The following is a 17,851-nucleotide window of genomic DNA, read 5'->3' on the forward strand; positions in this document are numbered from 1 at the left end:
GGCGGCGTGGAATTCGACGGCGTGGAGTTCGAGGACATGGCGTGCGGCGTCGGGTTCATTGCAGCGCCTCGATGCGCACCGCGGCGGCGATGCCGTCGACCTGTTCGCGCGGCAGCCGGCGCACCGCGCCGCTGCCGAGCGTCGCCACGGCGAAGGCGGTGGCCTGGCGCGCGCAGGTCGCCAGGTCGGCGTCGGCGAGCAGCGCCGCGACCAGCCCGGCGACCATCGCATCGCCGGCGCCGACGCTGCTGCCGCCGGCCAGCTGCGGCGGATGCGCCAGCAGCGCCTGCTCGCCGCGCACGAACAGCGCGCCGTCGGTGCCCAGCGACACCACCACCAGGGCGATGCCGCTGGCCAGCAGCGCGCGCGCGGCCGCCAGCACCTCAGCGGTGCTGTGCAGCGGCGTGCCCGCCCAGTCTTCCAGTTCGTGGCGATTGGGCTTGATCGCGAACGGCAGCTGCGCGCGCGGCGCGGCCAGCGCGGCGCGCAGCGGCGTACCGCTGGTATCCAGCAGCACCCGCGCGCCGGCCGCGGCCGCCTGGGCCTGCAGCGTGCGCCAGCTGTCCTCGGCCAAGCCGGCCGGCAGGCTGCCGGTCAGCACCACCGGCAGGCCCGGGCGCAGCAGCTCGGCCAGGCGCGCGCCGACCGCGTGCAGCTCGTCCGCGCCCAGCGGCAGTCCGGGCAGGTTGATGTCGGTGGTGGCGCCGCTGTCGGCGGCGACCAGCTTGAGGTTGGTGCGGGTATCGCCGGGCACGCGCAGGCAGCGGTCGTCGATGCCGCGCGCGGCGAACAGGGTTTCGAACAGGTGTGCGTTGCCGGCGCCGAGCACGCCGAGCGCGGCGCTGGCGATGCCGGCATCGGCCAGGCAGGCGGCGACGTTGATGCCCTTGCCGCCGGCGATGGCGTGCGCACTGCTGGCGCGATGCACCTGGCCGGGCTGCAGCCGGTCGATCGCCACGGTCAGGTCGATCGCCGGATTCAGGGTCACGCTGAGCGCCTGCACGCTCATGCGCCGGCTCCGTCCAGGGCGCGCACGTCGGCTGCGCTCTCGCACGCCAGCGCGCGCTGCGCCAAGGCCTGCAGCGCGTCCAGGCGGCTGCCGCGCAGGCGCGCCTTCACCGCCGGCACGTCGTTCGGGGTCATCGACAGCTCGTGCACGCCCAGTCCGGTCAGCAGCGCCGCGCCGAACGCATCGCCGGCCAGGCCGCCGCACACGCCGACCCAGCGCCCGTGCGTGGCGGCGCCTTCGACGGTGGTGCGGATCAGGCGCAGCACCGCCGGGTGCAGGCTGTCGGCCTCGGCGGCCAGGTCCGGGTTCTGCCGGTCGATCGCCAGCGTGTACTGGGTCAGGTCGTTGGTGCCGATCGAGAAGAAGTCGGCATGCCGCGCCAGCGCGTCGGCCTGGATCGCCGCCGCCGGCACTTCGATCATGATGCCCAGCGGCACCTCCGGCGCGTCCAGCTCCGCACGCAGGCGCTCGCACTCGGCGCGCAGCGCGACGATCTCCGCCGCCGAGGTGATCATCGGGAACATGATCGCCAGCTTGGCGCCGTCCCTGGCCGCGCGGTACAGCGCGCGCAGCTGCGGTTGCAGCAGGTCGGCGCGGCGCAGCAGCAGCCGCGCGCCGCGCACGCCGAGGAACGGGTTGTCCTCGCGCGGCAGGTTCAGGTGCGCGACCTGCTTGTCGCCGCCGATGTCCAGCGCGCGCACGATCAGCGAACGGCCGTCCAGCGCCTTGGCCATCGCCATGTAAGTGGCGTACTGCTCGTCCTCGCTCGGCGTGCTGCCGCGCTCCAGGAACAGGAATTCGGTACGCATCAGGCCCACGCTCTCGGCGCCCTGCGCCAGCGCCATCGGCACCTGCTCGGGCAGGTTGACGTTGGCGCCGATCTCCACGCGGTGGCCGTCCTGGGTCTGCGCCGGCTGATTGCGCTGCTCGGCCTCGCGCTCGCGCAGCTGGCGCTGTTCGTCGATGTAGGCGCGCGCCGAAGCCAGATCGGCCTCCGACGGCGCCAGGTACAGGCGGCCGCTGTTGCCGTCGACGATGACGGTGGCGCCATCCTCCAGGTCCATCAGGTCGGCGCCGCCGGCGACCAGCGCCGGCAGGCCCAGGGTGCGCGACAGGATCGCGGTATGCGAGGTCGGCCCGCCCAGCGCAGTGGCCAGGCCGAGCACGCGGCTGGTGTCCAGGTGTGCGGTGTCCGACGGCGACAGGTCGCTGGCGAGCAGGATGCAGGGGCGGTCGGGCAGGTGTTCCAGGCTGCCGCTGGCCAGGCTCGGATCGATCTGGGTCAGCACCCGGCGGCCGACGTCGCGCAGGTCGCTGGCGCGCCCGGCCAGCACCGCGTTGCCCAGCGCCGAGAGCTTGTTGGCGAGCCGCTCCACCGACTGCTGCCAGGACCAGGCCACGCCGTGGCCTTCGACCATCAGCTGGCAGGCCAGGGTGATCAGATCGGTGTCGTTGAGCAGCTCGGCCTGGGCGCGGAAGATCGCCGCGTCGCCGGCGCCGAGCCGGCGCCGGGTGTCGTCCTCGATCGCTTGCAGCTGCTGGCGGGTGCGCAGCAGCGCGTCGTGCAGCAGCGCGCCGCCGTCGCTGAGCGGCACCGGCGCGTCGGGCACCGGGCCGTCGTTGCCGGCCAGCTTGTGCACCACGCCGATCGCCAGGCCCGGGCTGGCGCCGATGCCGACGATGGCCGGTTGCGCCTGCGGCGGGGTCCAGCCGGCGACCGGGGCGGCACGGCGCTGCGCCGCGGCCTGCGCGTCGGCCTTCTCCTGCGCGGTGAGGCCGTCGATGACGCTGCGCAGCCGCGCCAGCGCGGCGGCGGCATCCTGGCCTTCGGCCGAGATCGTCACCGTGTCGCCGGCATGCAGGCCCAACTGCAGCAGCGACACCAGGTTCTTGGCGTCGCCGGTCTGCGCGCCGGCACGCACCTGGATCCGCGCCGCGAAGCCGCGCGCAGTCTCCACCCAGCGCGTGGCCGGGCGCGCATGCAGGCCGGTGGGGTAGGCCACGGTCCAGTCGAAGCGCTCGGCCAGGTCGGCGACCGGGGCGCCGCTCGCGACCGTGGCCGGATCCTGGCTCAGCGCGGCCACGATCGCCTGCGGGTCGTCGCTGGCGAACAGCGCGTCCAGCCGCGGCTGGTCCTGGATCAGCCGGGTCAGGCGCCGCAGCAGGGTGATGTGGGTGTCGGACTGCGCGGCGATGGCGACCACCAGGTGCGTGGTCTGGCCGGGATTCCATTCCACGCCGTCGCGGATCTGCAGCACCGCGATGCCGTCGCGCTGGACCAGGTGGCGGTCCTCGCCGGTGCAGTGCGGGATCGCCACGCCGTGGCCGAGGAAGGTGTTGGCCAGGGCTTCGCGGCGCAGCATGCTGGCCGCGTAGGCCGGCGGCACGCAGCCGGCGGCGACCAGCAGCTGCGCGGCCTGGGCGATGGCGTCGGCCTTGTCGCGGACCTGGACGTTGACGCGGACCAGCTCGCTGGCGACCAATACGGGGGGATTCGTCTGGGTCACGCGGGACATCCTTCGGGTCTGGGAGCGGCGAGTGGGTGGAGTGTGGGAACGTTCCCACTCCTGAGTCAATGTGCACTGCACAATTTATCGGGGAAATGCCGGTGTTACTATCGAATGCGGCCACCAGGAAAGGAGTGGGAGTGGAAATTTTGCGGGAACGTTGCCAGTGACAGTCAGCATCCACGACGTGGCACGGGTGGCCGGCGTCTCCACCTCGACGGTGTCGCGAGCGCTGGGCCAGGGCCCGGTCAGCGAGGACGTGCGGGCGCGGGTCGAGGCGGCGGTGCGCGAGACCGGCTATCGGCCCAACCTGATGGCGCGGCGGCTGCGTTCGCAGCATTCGGGGATCGTCGGGCTGATCGTGGCCGACATCCGCAACCCGTTCTTCACCGCGGCGATCCGCGCGGTCGAGGATGTGGCCTACCGCGCCGGCATGCGCGTGATCCTGTGCAACACCGACGAGGATCCGCAGCGCGAGGCGCTGTACCTGCAGCTGATGCAGGAAGAGCGGGTCAGCGGCCTGATCTTCGCGCCGACCCGCACCACCCAGAGCCAATTGCCGAAATTGAATTTCGACTACCCGGTGGTGCTGATCGACCGCGCCGGCAAGGCCGGCGTGCACGACAGCGTGGTGCTGGACAACGCCGCGGCGATGGGCGCGCTGATCGAGCACCTGGCCGAGCGCGGGTTCCAACGCATCGGCGGGCTGTTCGGCAAGACCAGCAGCACCGCCGCCGAGCGCCGCGACGGCTACCTGGCGGCGATGCAGGCGCACGGCCTGGCGCCGAGCTACCGCGAGGTGGCGCCGAGCGCGGAGGCGGCGACCGCCGAGGTGCAGGCGTGGCTGGCGCAGCCCGAACGCCCGGAGGCGCTGGTGGCCAGCAACAGCCTGCTGCTGATGGGCGCGCTGAAGGCCGCGCGCGGTGCCGGCCTGCGCATTCCGCAGGAACTGGCGCTGGCCGGGTTCGACAACGAGAGCTGGACCGAGCTGGTCGAGCCGGGCATCACCGTGATCGAGCAGCCGGTGGAGGAGATGGGCCGCACCGCGATGTCGCTGCTGCTGGAGCGGCTGAATGCGCCGACGCTGCCGATGCGCAAGGTGGTGTTGAGCGGGCGCTGCATCGTGCGCGGTTCGAGCCTGCGCTGACATTCCCGCGTTCGCGGGAGGTGGTCCGACAGGGTAGCCGCCGGCGCCGGCGTCGGCGTGTCTGCAGCGGACCGGCACCGACCGGGGCGAGTTCTTTCGGGGTCAGCGGGTTGGTCCGGCCTGTATGCCGGCCTGTCGCGGCGCCGGCTGGTACGGGTGCGCCTTCACTGTGCGGCGGCAAAGGCCACCGCGATCATTCGCTGCCGTCTGGGCGCGGGTAGTCGTGCTCGGGGTCGGCGTGGTTGCGTTCCGGATCGCTGTCCGGCTGGTCCCGGTCCTTCCACTTCGCATCGTCGTTGTGCAGCTTGTCGGCCGTGTGGCTCTGCTGCTGGTGACTGTGGGCGTTCTCTTGCTTGCGCGTGGTCGACATGCGCTGTCTCCGGAAGGGTCAGGCGGGGCTCCCCGCGGGCGCGGGGTAGGGTTCGTGCTGGCCGGTGCCGTCCAGCCTGGCCCAGCACGCGCGAACGAAGGACTCGGCGTCGCTCCAGGCGATCCGCGGCCACGGGTGCTCGGCGTCGTAGCGCTGGCGCAGGCGCTGCATGCGCACCTCGTTGGATTCGCGCGGAAGTTGCAGGAACACATCGCACGCCATCTTGATCAGACGCGCATGCTCGCTGAAGGACTGCGGCCCCAGCTTGCCTTCACCGTGCAGCATCTTCCAATGCGCCAGTTCGGCTTCGACATCCACGAGCAGGGATGGAGCATGGCTCACGGCGAGTTCTCCTGTAATTGAGGTGCTTTGAATTGGGGATGAGCTAAGTTGCGCGGAGGCGCTTCGCCACCCTAGACCCGGCCACGTCAAGATCAGGTCATCTCGCGTTGGCACGGCGTGACAGCGCCGGCGACGCTGCGTCACATTCCGGGCGACACGCGACGCCGCGCCGGACGTGAAGACGCCGCCTGGCGGCGGCGCTTGGAGCGCGCTGCCGCGGCGCTTACCATGGCCGTGCGTCCGCGTTGCGGACATCCGCACTCCCGCAACCACCCGCATCGTCGGCGCATGCCGCCGCGGCGCCCCGAAAGGAACGGCATGCCCGTCGATATCGCGTTCGATCCCGCGCAGCTGCGCATCGCCGTCATCGGCCTGGGCTACGTCGGCCTGCCGCTGGCGGTGGCGTTCGGCGCGCGCTACGACACGCTCGGCTACGACATCGACGCCCAGCGCGTGGCGCAGCTGCGTGTCGGCCACGACCAGACCCTGGAGATGGAACCCGACGAACTGCGCGCCGGCGTGCACCTGCGCTACAGCGACGATGCGGCCGCGCTGCGCGACCGCAACGTCTACATCGTCACCGTACCGACGCCGATCGACGCCTACGAGCAGCCGGACCTGCAGCCGCTGCGCCAGGCCAGCGAACTGCTCGCTGGCGTGCTCAAGCGCGGCGACCTGGTGATCTACGAATCCACGGTGTATCCGGGCACCACCGAAGAGGTCTGCGTGCCGCTGCTGGAACAGGGCTCGGGCCTGCGTTTCAACGAAGACTTCCATTGCGGCTACAGCCCGGAGCGGGTCAACCCGGGCGACCGCCAGCGGCGCCTGGCCGACATCCGCAAGATCACCTCCGGCTCCAGCGCCGCGGCGGCCGACGCGGTCGACGCGCTGTACGCGAGCATCATCACCGCCGGCACCTGGCGCGCGCCGTCGATCCGCGTGGCCGAGGCGGCGAAGGTGGTGGAGAACATCCAGCGCGACGTCAACATCGCCCTGGTCAACGAACTGGCGCTGATCTTCGACCGCCTCGGCATCGATACCCAGGACGTGCTGGAGGCGGCCGGCACCAAGTGGAACTTCCTGCCGTTCCGCCCCGGCCTGGTCGGCGGCCACTGCATCGGCGTGGATCCGTACTACCTGCTGCACAAGTCCGAGAGCATGGGCTACCACCCGGACCTGATCCACACCGCGCGCCAAGTCAACAACCGGGTCGGCGCGCATGTCGCCGCGCGGGTGCAGGCGCTGCTGGCGGACAAGGGCGTGGACATGGCCGCGGCCACGATCCTGGTGCTCGGCGTCACCTTCAAGGAGAACTGCCCGGACCTGCGCAACAGCCGCGCGCTGGAACTGGTGCAGGCGCTGGCCGCCAGCGGCGCGCGGGTCGATGCCTGCGACCCGTGGGCCGAGCCGCAGCTGGCGCGCGAGCACGGCGGGGTGGAGCTGGCGCCGGCGCCGGTCGCCGGCCGTTACGACGCGGTGGTGCTGGCGGTGGCGCACGCCGAATACCGCGGTTTCGACGCCGCGCAGATCCGCGCGCTGGGCACGCCGAACCTGGTGGTCTACGACGTCAAATCGGTGTGGCCGCGCGAGGCGGTGGACGATCGGCTGTAGCCGACAGCGCCGGACGCTGTGCACCGCCAAGCTGTACCCCGCCCAAGCGGACCATAGGCCGCGCCAGCGCCATTGCCGGCCTGCACCGCCTACACTCGCTGCCTTCACAATTCCGCGAGGAACGCGATGCACCGCTACCTAGCCTATGTCGCCAGCTGCGTGCTGCTGGCGCTGTCCATCGCCCTGTGCGCGATCTGGCCGCTGTGGGGCTGGGGCGTGGCCGCGTTCGCGGTCCTGGCGCTGCTCGGCACCTGGGACCTGCTGCAGACCCGCAGCACGCTGCGCCGCAACTATCCGATCCTGGCGCATTTCCGCTACGGGCTGGAATCGGTGGGCCCGGAGATGCGCCAGTATTTCCTGCAGAGCGACATCGAGGAGGCGCCGTTCTCGCGCCAGCAGCGCGCGCTGGTCTACCAGCGCGCCAAGAACGTGATGGACGTGGTCCCGTTCGGCACCCTGCGCAGCGCCTACGCCACCGACTACGAGTGGATCAACCACTCGCTGGCCACCAGCGAGATCGCCGACCACGATTTCCGCATCACCATCGGCGCCGGCTGCGCGCAGCCGTACTCGGCCAGCGTGTTCAACATCTCGGCGATGAGCTTCGGCGCGCTGTCGGCCAACGCGGTGCGCGCGCTCAACGAAGGCGCGCGCCGCGGCGGCTTCTACCACGACACCGGCGAAGGCTCGATCTCGCCGTACCACCGCGAATGCGGCGGCGACCTGGTGTGGGAGATCGGCTCGGGCTACTTCGGCTGCCGCGACGCGGACGGGCGTTTCAGCGAGGAACGCTTCGTCGCCAACGCCGCGCTGGCGCAGGTCAAGATGATCGAGATCAAGCTGTCGCAGGGCGCCAAGCCCGGCCATGGCGGAGTGCTGCCGGCGGCCAAGGTCAGCGCCGAGATCGCCGCCACCCGCGGCGTGGCGATGGGCCAGAACTGCGTGTCGCCGTCGCGGCATTCGGCGTTCTCCACGCCGCTGCAGCTGCTGCAGTTCGTGGCCCGGCTGCGCGAGCTGTCCGGCGGCAAGCCGACCGGGTTCAAGCTGGCGATCGGGCATCCGTGGGAGTGGTTCGCGATCGCCAAGGCGATGCAGGAAAGCGCGCTGTACCCGGACTTCATCGTGATCGATGGTGCCGAGGGCGGCACCGGCGCGGCGCCGGCCGAGTTCATCGACCACGTCGGCGTGCCGATGCACGAGGCGTTGCTGCTGGTGCACAACACCCTGGTCGGGCTGGACGTCCGCGAGCGGATCAAGCTCGGCGCGGCCGGCAAGATCACCAGCGCGTTCGACATCGCGCGCACCCTGGCGCTGGGCGCGGACTGGTGCAACGCCGGGCGCGGCTTCATGTTCGCGCTGGGCTGCATCCAGTCGCTGAGCTGCCACAGCGACCGCTGCCCGACCGGCATCGCCACCCAGGACCAGCGCCGCTGGAAGCACTTGGACCCGACCGACAAGGCGGTGCGCGTGCAGCACTACCACGCCAATACGCTGAAGGCGCTGCGCGAACTGCTCAGCGCCGCCGGCCTGCAAGATCCGTCGCAGCTGGGGCCGGAGCACATCCTGCGCCGCATCTCGCAGGTCGAGATCCGCTCGCTGGCGTCGCTGTACCGCTACCTGGAGCCGGGCGAGCTGCTGCGCGACGGCGTGCCCGACCACGCGGTGTTCCAGGAGTACTGGGCCGACGCGCGCAGCGATTCGTTCCAGCCGCCGGCGCGGATCCGCAGCCTGCGCGAGAGCAAGTCGCGATGAGCGCCGACACCGCGCCGGCGCCGCCGTTCCAGCTGCGGCCGGCGACGCCGGCGGACATCGACGCGATGTGGGCGTTGCGCACGCGCTGCGTGCGCGAGGTGTGCCGTTCGCACTATCCGCCGGCAGTGATCGAGGCCTGGGCGGCGGCGCCCGCGCCGGCGAACTACCAGCAAGTGCTCGGCAGCGGCGCCGGCGTCCTCGCCGAAGACAGCGCCGGCCGTCTGTTCGGTTTCGGCGTCGCCGACCTGGCCGGCAACGAGATCGACGGCCTATTCGTCGCGCCAGAGGCGCAGGGCACCGGCCTGGGAGGCCGCCTGCTGCGCGCGCTGGAAGCGAAGCTGCCACCGGCAACACGCATCCACATGGCGGCGGCGCTCAATGCGGTCGCGTTCTACAGCGCGCACGGCTACGTGGTGGTGCGCGAGGGCAGCTACGCGCATCCCAGCGGAATCACGCTGGAATGTGTGTACATGGAAAAGTTTGGCGCAGCGGCATCAGGCGCATGAGGCGCCGGGTGCTATTGCAGCCAGCATGGCCTGGTCGCGCTGCACGGCGACCGCGGCATGGCACGGCATACTCGCTCGCGCATCTCCGCTGGTAGAACAGTTATTGCGCGCGAACCCACTGAGCGCGATATCCGCTCAAGCACCGCAATAGCACCGTTCCAAGCCCATCGCGAAAGCGCAAGCTTTTCCGAGTCCCGAGTCCCGAGTCCCTATCCACGCCCCAGCCACGCCACCGCCCCGCGCCCGGCGCGCAGCCCGCTGGCGAAACAGGCGCTGAGCAGATAGCCGCCGGTGGGCGCTTCCCAGTCGAGCATCTCGCCGGCGCAGAAGGTGCCGGGCAGAGCGTGCAGCATCAGCGCCGGGTCCAGCGCCTCCAGGCGCACGCCGCCGGCGCTGCTGATCGCCTCGGCCAGCGGGCGCGGGCGCTGCAGGGTCAGCGGCAGCCGTTTCAGCGTGGCCGCCGCGCGCGCCGGATCGTCGCCGGCCTGCTTGCCGAGGACCTCGAACAGCAGCGCCGCCTTGACCCCGTCGATGCCGGCCTGGCGCCGCAGGTGCTCGCCGAAGCTGCGCCCGCCGCGCGGCTTGCCCAGCTCGGCCTGCAGCCGTGCCAGATCGCGGCCCGGCGCCAGGTCTAGCCACAACGTGGTCGGTCCATGCGCGGCGATGGCCTCGCGCAGGTCCGCCGACAGCGCATAGACCAGGCTGCCTTCGATGCCGTGTTCGCCGACCACGCACTCGCCCTGCAAGGCGTGTTCGCGTCCCTGTGCATCGTGCCAGTGCGCGACCACCGGCTTCAGCGGCGCGCCGGCATGACGTTCGCGGAAATGCGCGCTCCAGTCGATATCGAAGCCGCAGTTGGCCGGCTGCAGCGGTGCGACCTCGACGCCGCGCGCGCGCAGCGTGTCCTGCCAGGCGCCGTCGGAACCCAGTTGCGGCCAACTGCCGCCGCCCAGCGCCAGCACGCAGGCGTCGGCGTGGACCGCGCGCTCGCCCTCGGCGCTGGCGAAGCGCAGCGTGCCGTCGCCGTTCCAGCCCAGCCAGCGGTGCTGCACGTGGAAGCGCACCCCGGCCTCCTTCAGCCGCCGCACCCAGCCGCGCAGCAGCGGCGCGGCCTTGCGGTCCAGCGGGAACACGCGACCGGAACTGCCGACGTAGGTCTCCACGCCCTGCGCCTGCGCCCAGGCGCGCAGCGCGTCGGCATCGAAGTCGGCCAGCCACGCGCCGACCTGCGCGGCGCGCTCGCGGTAGCGCGAGACGAACAGCGCGAACGGATCGGAGTGGGTCAGGTTGAGCCCGCCCTTGCCGGCGATCAGGAACTTGCGCCCGACCGAACCCTTGCCCTCATACACGTCGACCTCGGCGCCGGCGGCGCGCGCGGTCTCGGCGGCGATCAGCCCGGCCGGGCCACCGCCGACGATGGCGATGCGGCCGCGCACGGCGGCGGCGAGCTTGCTGGCGGGCATCGGCGTTGCCGGCTCAGCGCGGCTTGACGTCGAGCAGCTCGACCTCGAACACCAGCGAGGCGTTCGGCGGGATCACCCCGCCGGCGCCGCTGGCGCCGTAGCCGTAGTCGGACGGAATCATCAACTTGCGCTTGCCGCCCACGCGCATGCCGGCCACACCTTCGTCCCAGCCGCGGATCACCTGGCCGCCGCCGAGCGCGAAGCTGAAGGGCTGGCCATGGTCGGCGGAGGCGTCGAACTTCTCGCCGCGCTGGTCCTTGGCGTTCTCGTCGTACAGCCAGCCGGTGTAGTGCACGGTCACCTGGCTGCCGGGCCGCGCCTCGGCGCCGCTGCCGACGCGCTCGTCGATCATCTGGAACGCGGCGATGCTGCCGCCGGGCGGCGGACCCGGCGGCGTGCAGCCGCTCAGCAGCCACACCGGCAACGACAGGCTCAACAGCAACAGGACACGGCGCATGCGGTCATCCATGGCGAACAGGGCATGCAAGGGTAGCGCATCGCCGCAGCGGCTATCATCGGCGCATGGCCAAACTGCTGCTCAACCTGCGCAACGTCCCCGACGACGAACTCGCCGACGTGCGCGCGCTGCTGGATGCCGCGCGCATCGACTACTACGAGACGCGTCCCGGCACCTTCGGCATTTCTTCCGGCGGCGTGTGGCTGCGCGAGGACGCCGAACAGGCGCGGGCCAAGGCGTTGCTGGCCGACTACCAGGCCCAGCGCGGCGAACGCGCCCGCGCCGAGCGCGCCGCCGCCTTGCGCGACGGCAGCGCCGAGACCTTCGCGACGCTGCGGCGGCGGCGCCCGCTGTTCGTGCTGGCCACGCTGCTGGGCATGCTGCTGATCGCCTCGCTGGTGCTGCTGCCGTTCTTCCTGTTGCGCGGCTAGGGCCGGCGCGCGATCAGATAGGGCACGGCAATCCTGGGCACGGTCGCGTGTCCGGCGGGGGGCCGTCGGTCAGCGCCTCATCGACATCGTTCCCACGTTCTCCTTGCCCGCTCGCGCGCGAACGCGGAGGCCTGGAGCACTTGCGACGGCGGCTTCGCCGGTGCGCCGCAGGCTAAAATGCGCCGATGATCGCCAATACCGCCGCCTACCATTTCGTCGCCATCGCCGATCCCGACGCGCTCGCCGCGCAATTGCAGGACCGGGCGCAGGCCGGCGGGTTGCGCGGCACCATCCTGGTCGCGGGCGAGGGCATCAACCTGTTCCTGGCCGGCGAGCCGCAGGCGATCGACGCGTTCTACGCGCAGCTGCGCGCCGACCCGCGTTTCGCCGCGCTGCGGGTCAAGACCAGCAGCAGCGCGCAGCAGCCGTTCGCGCGGCTGAAGACCAAGGTCAAGCCGGAGATCATCAGCTTCCGCCGCGATGCCGCCTCGCCGCTGGCCGCCGAACGCGCCCCGGCGGTGGCGCCGGCCACGCTGCAGCGCTGGCTGCGCCAGGGCCACGACGACACCGGTCGCCGCGTGGTGCTGCTGGATACGCGCAATGCGCAGGAAGTGGCGTACGGCAGCTTCGCCGGCGCGCTGACCCTGCCGATCGTCAAGTTCACCGACTTGCCCGAGGCGCTGGCGCCGCATCGCGCCGAACTGGCCGACGCCACCGTGGTCAGTTTCTGCACCGGCGGCATCCGCTGCGAGAAGGCGGCGCTGTGGATGCGCGCCGACGGCATGGACAACGTGCTGCAGCTGGACGGCGGCATCCTCGGCTACTTCGAGGAAGTGGGCGGCGAGGGCTACGACGGCCGCTGCTTCGTGTTCGACGAACGCGTGGCGCTGGACCCGCAGCTGCAGCCGCTGGTGGATTTCGCGGCGCCGGTGAGCGATTGATTGCCGCGGCAGGGATTGGGGAGTCGGGATTGGGGATTGGGGATTGGGGATTGGGGATTGGCAAAGGCGGTCTGCCACGCGACTGACCAAAAATTTGCGCTCTGCAAGCTGGGTTGTCGCCGCGTCATATCAGCGCCTCAAAGGAATCCTCTCTAGCGAATCCCCAATCCTCAGCGACGAAGCCCGTAAAACGGGTCTGGCCTGGCAAGCGCCCGGTCAGCGCTCCGAGCCGTAGTGTTCTCCAGGAGCAGGAAGCCAGTGGCGCGATGGCGCACTCGGCCCCTCAGGTCAGGCAGCAGCCGCTTTAACGAATCCCCAATTCCCAATCCCCAATCCCGACGCCGTCAGGCGTACTGCATCTTGCGCGTCATCCCGCCATCGACCACGAAGTCCTGGCCGGTGACGAATCCGGCAGCGTTCGACAACAGGTACACCGCCAGCGCGCCGATGTCCTGCGGCGTGCCGACGCGGCCGGCGGGGTGCTGCGCATGGTCCTGCCGCGACAGCGCCGGCTTGCGCCGCGCGCTCGGCTTGCGCCAGGCGTCGGTGGCGATCCAGCCCGGGCTGATGCAGTTGACCCGCACCGCCGGCCCGGCGCTGATCGCCAGCGCGTGGGTGAAGGCGAGCAGGCCGCCTTTCGCCGCCGCGTAGGCCTCGCTGTCGGGTTCGGACTGGGAGGCGCGGGTCGAGGCGATGTTGACGATCGCGCCGCCGCCCTCGCTGTCGCGCAGTGGCGCCAGCGCATGCTTGCTGCACAGGAAGGCGCCGCCCAGACTGGCGCCGAGGCGCCGGTTCCATTCGCGCAGCGACAGGCGCTCCAGCGGACCGGTATGCGGATCGGCGATGCCGGCGTTGTTGACCAGGCCGTCGATGCGGCCGAACCGCGCCAGCGCGGCGTCGACGAAGCGGCGTACGCCGGCCTCGGCGGCCACGTCCAGGCGCCGGAACAGCGCGCGCTCGCCGGCGTCCAGTTCGGCCAGGCAGGCGCGGCCGGCCTCGGCGTCCAGATCGCCGAACGCGACCCGGCCGCCGGCGCCGAGCACCGCCTGCACCACGCCGCGGCCGATGCCCTGCGCGCCGCCGGTGACCAGCACCACGCGGTCGCGCAGCGGCAGGGCGGGAGCGGCGGATGGCGGCGGGATCAGGGACATGGCGGATACCGGCAGGGGGGAAGGCGGCTAGCGTAGCCAGGCGGCCGTGCAGTCGGCGTTGCCGTTGCGCGTCCGCGCGTAGTGACGACAGATAGCGGGGCGCCCGTACCCTCATCCGCCCCTTCGGGGCACCTTCCCCCAAAAGGGGGCCATGGTCCCGGTGGGAGAAGGGAAGCGCGTGCTTGAGCCCCTCTCCCCCCGGGAGAGGGGTTGGGGTGAGGGTACGCCCGCACGCAAACCCCGGCGCAGCCACGCCGCCACCGCAAATCAGCGTTCCGGCACCAGCCGCTGCAATCGGCGTCCAGCGCCCCCAGTTCTGGCGAATCGTCTTGCAGGAACACGCTCCATGATGCCGATCTCCGTCCTCGATCTCGCCCCGGTCTGCGAAGGCAGCGACACCACCCAGGCCTTCGCCAACATGCTGGACCTGGCGCAGCACGCCGAGCAATGGGGCTATCACCGCTATTGGCTGGCCGAGCACCACAACATGCCCGGCATCGCCAGCGCCGCCACCGCGGTGTTGATCGGGCATGTGGCCGGCGGCACGCGCCGGATCCGGGTCGGCGCCGGCGGCATCATGCTGCCCAACCACGCGCCGCTGCAGGTGGCCGAGCAGTTCGGCACGCTGGCCTCGCTGTATCCGGGACGCATCGACCTGGGCCTGGGCCGCGCGCCCGGCACCGATCAGGCCACGGCGCGTGCCTTGCGCCGCTATTTCGACAGCGCCGACCAGTTCCCGCACGACGTCGCCGAGCTGCTGCGCTATTTCGAACCGGCCGAACCCGGCCAGCTGGTGCGCGCGGTGCCCGGTGCCGGCATCGAGGTGCCGGTGTGGCTGCTCGGCTCCAGCCTGTTCAGCGCGCGCCTGGCGGCGACGCTGGGGCTGCCGTTCGCGTTCGCCTCGCACTTCGCCCCGGATGCGATGGACGAAGCGCTGGCGGTCTACCGGCGCGAGTTCCGCCCATCGGCACGGCTGCGCGATCCGTACGCGGTGCTGGCGCTGAACGTGGTCGGCGCCGATTCCAGCGCCGCCGCGCGGCGCCTGTTCACCACCCAGCAGCAGAGCTTCGTCAACCTGCGCCGCGGCCGCCCGGGCCTGATCCCGCCGCCGATCGACGACATCGAGGCGTTCTGGCAGCCGCACGAGAAGCTGGGCGTGGAGCGCGCGCTGGCCTGCACCGTGCTCGGCGACCCGGCCGAGGTCGCGCGCGGCATGGCCGACTTCGTCGCCCGCCACCGGCCCGACGAACTGCTGCTGACCGCCAACATCTACGACCACGCGGCGCGGCTGCGCTCGTTCGAAATCACTGCCGCGGCCTGGGCCCAGGCCGCGGCCGCGTAGGCATCGTTCCACACCGCAGCCTCGCGCAGCCGCGTTCGCGACCGGCATGGCTGCGCGGCTGCCGCTGCGGCGCGCGGCGTAGACAAGTCGCGCCACGTCGCCGGTTTTCACTTCGTCTTGCTTGCGCCTGGGATCAGATCGGACGGCGCGCCATGTCCTGGCACGCAGATGGGGATCGCGACAGGGGGCGACACATGGAATCCGATTACCAGCCGCCGGCAGCGCGCGGCTGCGGCCTGGAGGCCGCGTTGCAGCAGCTCGCGCTGCATCTGGAACATCTGCAGCGCGACACGCACGGCGCCCGGGCTGCGCAGCCGTCGCGGATGCAGGTGTTCGCAGAGTCTCCGAGTTCCGACTGAGAGAGCCGTCGCCGCGGGTACGCGCATTGGCTGACGCGATTTGGCAGGCCATGCGGCGCCTGGACCGTGTGCGGGAGCGAGCGCGAGGGTGCGCATGTCGGAGTGACCGATGGCGCCGCCGCCCGTGTCTGTTCAAACGTGGCGCGGCCTATCCGAATCGCTTCAGCTGACTCTCGAACGACGCAGGCGCAAACCCTACAAGGTCGTCACGAAGCGGTGCGTGCCGCTACGACGGCGCGCCTCGGGCTACAGCTTGTGCATCCATTCGCGGGTCAGATCCACCACCTGGTCCGAGGCCAGGCCCAGGCCGACCGCCACCGCGATGCCGCCCAGCCACGACACCAGCATCAGGCCGCCGTCGCGTTCCAGCAGGGCCAGCGAGAACAGCAGCAGGATCGCGCCGAAGGCATAGTTGGTGAACGGGATCGGCAGCGACAGCAGGATCCCCAGCACCACCAGCAGCAGGCCGCTGAAGGCCCAGGCCGGCGGCGACTCGACCAGCACCGGCAGGCGCGGCTTGAGCAGCTTGTCCAGCCGTCGCAGCCAGGGCGCGATGCGGCCGACGAAGCGCTGCATGGTGCGCCGGCGCGGGCCGCGTTCGCCGATGAAGCGCGGCAGCCAGGGCTTGCGCAGGCCGATCAGCATCTGCACGCCGATCAGCGTCACCAGCGGCCCGCTGATGCCGCCGGCCAGGCCCGGCACCGGCAGGAACGCCGGCAGGATCGCCACGAACAGGAACATGCCGAACGCGCTTTGCTGCAGGTCGGCCAGGATCACCCGCAGCCGCAGCTGCTCGTCCGGATCGCCGAGGATGAAGGTGTCGAGCAGGGTGCGGATGCCTTCGGCGCGGTAGCCGTCGGCGGCCTCCGCGCCGGGCGTGTCACCCGGTGATGTCATCGCTGTTCTCGTCCTGCAGCTTGCTCAGCAGCAGCTTGTCCACGCGCGCGCCGTCCAGGTCGACGACCTCGATGCGCCAGCCGGCCCAGTCGAAGAACTCGCCGGCATGCGGGATGCGGCCGAAGTAGTAGATGCACAGCCCGGCCAGGGTGTTGTAGTCGCCTTCCTCGGCGTTGGGCAGCTCGGCGCCGCCGAGCAGTTCGCGCAGATCCTCGATCGCCAGCGAGCCGTCGATCAGCAGCGAGCCGTCGGCGCGGGTGACCACCAGCGCGTCCTCGTCGGCGTTGTCCACCGACTGCAGGCGCCCGACCACCGCGCCCATCAGGTCGCTGATGGTCACCAGGCCCTGGATCTCGCCGTACTCGTCCACCACCAGCGCCATCGACTGCTGTTCCTCGCGGAAGATCTCCAGCAGCTTCATCGCGTGGGTGGATTCGGACACGAACAGGGCGTCGCGCAGGCTCTGGAACAGCTGGGTGGCGTTGCCGTCCATGCGCGTGACCAGCGATTTCACTTCCAGCACGCCGGCGATGTCCTGGTCGCTGCCGCGGTACACCGGGTAGCGCGAGAACTCGTGCTCGCGCATGGTCTGGAAATTGCGCTCGGCCTCGGCATTGGCGTCGAGCCAGGCGATGCGGTTGCGCGGCGTCATCAGGCTGTCGGCGGTGCGGTCGCCCAGGCGCATGACCCGGTTCATCATGTCGCGCTCGTGGGTGTCGATCACGCCGGCTTCGTGGCTTTCGGCCACCAGCATGCGGATCTCCTCTTCGGTCACCGACGCCGACTGCTCGTTGCCCAGGCCGAGCACGCGCAGCACCAGCCGGGTCGAGCGCGACAGCACCCACACCGCCGGCGCGGCGATCAGGGCCAGCCAGCTCATCGGCACCGCGACGAATCCGGCGATGGCTTCCGAGCGCGTCAGCGCCAGGCGTTTAGGCACCAGTTCGCCGAAGATCAGCGTCAGGAAGGTGATTAGCACGATCGCCAGGGTCTTGCCGATCATCGCCGAGTAGGGCTGCGGCTGGCCGACCAGGCTGAAGGTGGCCGACAACGCCGGGAACAGCGACTGCAGCTTGGTCGCGATCGCCTCGCCGATGGCCTCGCCGCCGAACACGCCGGTCAGGATGCCGATCGCGGTGATGCCGATCTGCACCGTGGACAGGAAGTTTTCCGGGTTCTCGGCCAGCGCCAGCGCCTTGGCCGAGCGCGTGCTGGACTGCGCCATCTGCTTCAGGCGGCTCTTGCGCGAGGTCATCAGCGACATCTCGGACATCGCGAAGAAGCCGTTCAGCAGCACCAGGGCGGCCACGATCAACAGTTCAAGCATGCGCGCGCTCCCTGGCGGCAAGGGAGGCGAGGACACGGGCGCCGAGGCGGCGCGGGGGAGGGGGGCTGGGGTGGTCGTCCATAGGGTGCGCCTAGCGACGGCGCGGCGGCATGGTAGCAAACCCGGGCGGCCGCCGCGTCCACATCGCGCTGACGCGACGCCACCGGTCGCCGGATTACCCCGTTTTGTCAGCAAACAGTCATAATTCCGCCCCGGTGCCGTCCCTCCCGCGACGGCGG

General features: G+C 71.3%; 17 protein-coding genes. 8 read left to right on the forward strand and 9 right to left on the reverse strand.

Annotation, left to right across the window (positions count from 1 at the left end):
- Positions 1 to 55: 55 nt before the first annotated feature.
- Both pfkB and ptsP read right to left on the reverse strand, forming a co-directional pair.
- On the reverse strand, positions 56 to 1,009 hold the full coding sequence (gene pfkB / locus NUG20_RS09285) for a 1-phosphofructokinase (protein ID WP_263398047.1): 954 nt from the start codon (positions 1,007 to 1,009) through the stop codon (positions 56 to 58).
- Positions 1,006 to 3,525 carry a phosphoenolpyruvate--protein phosphotransferase gene (gene ptsP / locus NUG20_RS09290; protein ID WP_263398048.1) on the reverse strand — a complete coding sequence of 840 codons (2,520 nt, stop codon included), beginning with the start codon at positions 3,523 to 3,525 and terminating at the stop codon, positions 1,006 to 1,008. The genes pfkB and ptsP overlap by 4 nt, the downstream gene beginning before the upstream one ends.
- Before the next feature lie 157 nt (positions 3,526 to 3,682).
- On the opposite strand from ptsP, the gene NUG20_RS09295 reads away from it, so the two are divergent.
- Positions 3,683 to 4,663, forward strand: a complete 981-nt coding sequence (locus NUG20_RS09295) for a LacI family DNA-binding transcriptional regulator (protein WP_263398049.1) — start codon at positions 3,683 to 3,685, stop codon at positions 4,661 to 4,663.
- Between the two features lie 193 nt (positions 4,664 to 4,856).
- Here the strand turns inward: NUG20_RS09295 and NUG20_RS09300 are convergent, their stop codons facing one another.
- Positions 4,857 to 5,033, reverse strand: a complete 177-nt coding sequence (locus tag NUG20_RS09300; RefSeq protein WP_263398050.1) for a hypothetical protein — start codon at positions 5,031 to 5,033, stop codon at positions 4,857 to 4,859.
- Between the two features lie 18 nt (positions 5,034 to 5,051).
- A complete protein-coding gene (locus NUG20_RS09305; protein WP_263398051.1) occupies positions 5,052 to 5,375 on the reverse strand; it encodes a transposase in 324 nt (107 codons plus the stop codon).
- 318 nt (positions 5,376 to 5,693) lie between these two features.
- Here NUG20_RS09305 and NUG20_RS09310 point away from each other — a divergent pair, with 318 nt between their 5' ends.
- The 3 genes from NUG20_RS09310 to NUG20_RS09320 all read left to right on the forward strand — a co-directional run bounded on the left by NUG20_RS09310 (position 5,694) and on the right by NUG20_RS09320 (position 9,244).
- Positions 5,694 to 6,986 (forward strand): nucleotide sugar dehydrogenase, encoded by a 1,293-nt coding sequence (locus NUG20_RS09310; protein ID WP_263398052.1) that lies wholly within the window; start codon positions 5,694 to 5,696, stop codon positions 6,984 to 6,986.
- A gap of 126 nt (positions 6,987 to 7,112) precedes the next feature.
- Positions 7,113 to 8,738 carry an FMN-binding glutamate synthase family protein gene (locus NUG20_RS09315; protein WP_263398053.1) on the forward strand — a complete coding sequence of 542 codons (1,626 nt, stop codon included), beginning with the start codon at positions 7,113 to 7,115 and terminating at the stop codon, positions 8,736 to 8,738.
- The gene (locus tag NUG20_RS09320; RefSeq protein ID WP_263398054.1) at positions 8,735 to 9,244 is read left to right on the forward strand and encodes a GNAT family N-acetyltransferase; all 510 of its coding nucleotides are present in this window, start codon (positions 8,735 to 8,737) and stop codon (positions 9,242 to 9,244) included. The genes NUG20_RS09315 and NUG20_RS09320 overlap by 4 nt, the downstream gene beginning before the upstream one ends.
- A 209-nt stretch (positions 9,245 to 9,453) precedes the next feature.
- Here NUG20_RS09320 and NUG20_RS09325 read toward each other — a convergent pair whose 3' ends face one another.
- Positions 9,454 to 10,707: a TIGR03862 family flavoprotein gene (locus tag NUG20_RS09325; protein WP_263398055.1), complete on the reverse strand. Its 1,254-nt coding sequence runs from the start codon at positions 10,705 to 10,707 to the stop codon at positions 9,454 to 9,456.
- Between the two features lie 13 nt (positions 10,708 to 10,720).
- Positions 10,721 to 11,164 (reverse strand): FKBP-type peptidyl-prolyl cis-trans isomerase, encoded by a 444-nt coding sequence (locus NUG20_RS09330; RefSeq protein WP_263398056.1) that lies wholly within the window; start codon positions 11,162 to 11,164, stop codon positions 10,721 to 10,723.
- 65 nt (positions 11,165 to 11,229) lie between these two features.
- On the opposite strand from NUG20_RS09330, the gene NUG20_RS09335 reads away from it, so the two are divergent.
- Complete coding sequence (locus NUG20_RS09335; protein ID WP_263398057.1) at positions 11,230 to 11,595, forward strand: DUF6164 family protein; 366 nt, start codon at positions 11,230 to 11,232, stop codon at positions 11,593 to 11,595.
- 185 nt (positions 11,596 to 11,780) lie between these two features.
- The gene (locus NUG20_RS09340) at positions 11,781 to 12,536 is read left to right on the forward strand and encodes a sulfurtransferase (RefSeq protein ID WP_263398058.1); all 756 of its coding nucleotides are present in this window, start codon (positions 11,781 to 11,783) and stop codon (positions 12,534 to 12,536) included.
- Positions 12,537 to 12,880: 344 nt separating this feature from the next.
- Here the strand turns inward: NUG20_RS09340 and NUG20_RS09345 are convergent, their stop codons facing one another.
- Positions 12,881 to 13,687, reverse strand: coding sequence for an SDR family oxidoreductase (locus tag NUG20_RS09345; protein ID WP_263398059.1), 807 nt, complete (start codon positions 13,685 to 13,687; stop codon positions 12,881 to 12,883).
- A gap of 346 nt (positions 13,688 to 14,033) precedes the next feature.
- Between NUG20_RS09345 and NUG20_RS09350 the strand changes: the two genes are divergently transcribed.
- Both NUG20_RS09350 and NUG20_RS09355 read left to right on the forward strand, forming a co-directional pair.
- Positions 14,034 to 15,029: an LLM class flavin-dependent oxidoreductase gene (locus NUG20_RS09350; RefSeq protein WP_263398060.1), complete on the forward strand. Its 996-nt coding sequence runs from the start codon at positions 14,034 to 14,036 to the stop codon at positions 15,027 to 15,029.
- A gap of 194 nt (positions 15,030 to 15,223) precedes the next feature.
- Positions 15,224 to 15,388, forward strand: coding sequence for a hypothetical protein (locus NUG20_RS09355; protein WP_263398061.1), 165 nt, complete (start codon positions 15,224 to 15,226; stop codon positions 15,386 to 15,388).
- A gap of 246 nt (positions 15,389 to 15,634) precedes the next feature.
- On the opposite strand, the gene NUG20_RS09360 is transcribed toward NUG20_RS09355, so the two are convergent.
- A complete protein-coding gene (locus tag NUG20_RS09360) occupies positions 15,635 to 16,285 on the reverse strand; it encodes an exopolysaccharide biosynthesis protein (protein WP_263398062.1) in 651 nt (216 codons plus the stop codon).
- The gene (locus tag NUG20_RS09365) at positions 16,269 to 17,612 is read right to left on the reverse strand and encodes a hemolysin family protein (protein ID WP_263398063.1); all 1,344 of its coding nucleotides are present in this window, start codon (positions 17,610 to 17,612) and stop codon (positions 16,269 to 16,271) included. The genes NUG20_RS09360 and NUG20_RS09365 overlap by 17 nt, the downstream gene beginning before the upstream one ends.
- Positions 17,613 to 17,851 lie beyond the last annotated feature (239 nt).

This window comes from Xanthomonas sp. CFBP 8443 (assembly GCF_025666195.1).
Taxonomy (GTDB): Bacteria; Pseudomonadota; Gammaproteobacteria; order Xanthomonadales; family Xanthomonadaceae; genus Xanthomonas_A.

Coding starts and splice junctions, on each gene's coding strand:
- pfkB (WP_263398047.1), bottom strand. CDS start 1,009: ATGAGCGTGCAGGCGCTCAGCGTGACCCTGAATCCGGCGATCGACCTG.
- ptsP (WP_263398048.1), bottom strand. CDS start 3,525: ATGTCCCGCGTGACCCAGACGAATCCCCCCGTATTGGTCGCCAGCGAG.
- NUG20_RS09300 (WP_263398050.1), bottom strand. CDS start 5,033: ATGTCGACCACGCGCAAGCAAGAGAACGCCCACAGTCACCAGCAGCAG.
- NUG20_RS09310 (WP_263398052.1), top strand. CDS start 5,694: ATGCCCGTCGATATCGCGTTCGATCCCGCGCAGCTGCGCATCGCCGTC.
- NUG20_RS09315 (WP_263398053.1), top strand. CDS start 7,113: ATGCACCGCTACCTAGCCTATGTCGCCAGCTGCGTGCTGCTGGCGCTG.
- NUG20_RS09320 (WP_263398054.1), top strand. CDS start 8,735: ATGAGCGCCGACACCGCGCCGGCGCCGCCGTTCCAGCTGCGGCCGGCG.
- NUG20_RS09325 (WP_263398055.1), bottom strand. CDS start 10,707: ATGCCCGCCAGCAAGCTCGCCGCCGCCGTGCGCGGCCGCATCGCCATC.
- NUG20_RS09330 (WP_263398056.1), bottom strand. CDS start 11,164: ATGCGCCGTGTCCTGTTGCTGTTGAGCCTGTCGTTGCCGGTGTGGCTG.
- NUG20_RS09335 (WP_263398057.1), top strand. CDS start 11,230: ATGGCCAAACTGCTGCTCAACCTGCGCAACGTCCCCGACGACGAACTC.
- NUG20_RS09340 (WP_263398058.1), top strand. CDS start 11,781: ATGATCGCCAATACCGCCGCCTACCATTTCGTCGCCATCGCCGATCCC.
- NUG20_RS09345 (WP_263398059.1), bottom strand. CDS start 13,687: ATGTCCCTGATCCCGCCGCCATCCGCCGCTCCCGCCCTGCCGCTGCGC.
- NUG20_RS09350 (WP_263398060.1), top strand. CDS start 14,034: ATGATGCCGATCTCCGTCCTCGATCTCGCCCCGGTCTGCGAAGGCAGC.
- NUG20_RS09355 (WP_263398061.1), top strand. CDS start 15,224: ATGGAATCCGATTACCAGCCGCCGGCAGCGCGCGGCTGCGGCCTGGAG.
- NUG20_RS09360 (WP_263398062.1), bottom strand. CDS start 16,285: ATGACATCACCGGGTGACACGCCCGGCGCGGAGGCCGCCGACGGCTAC.
- NUG20_RS09365 (WP_263398063.1), bottom strand. CDS start 17,612: ATGCTTGAACTGTTGATCGTGGCCGCCCTGGTGCTGCTGAACGGCTTC.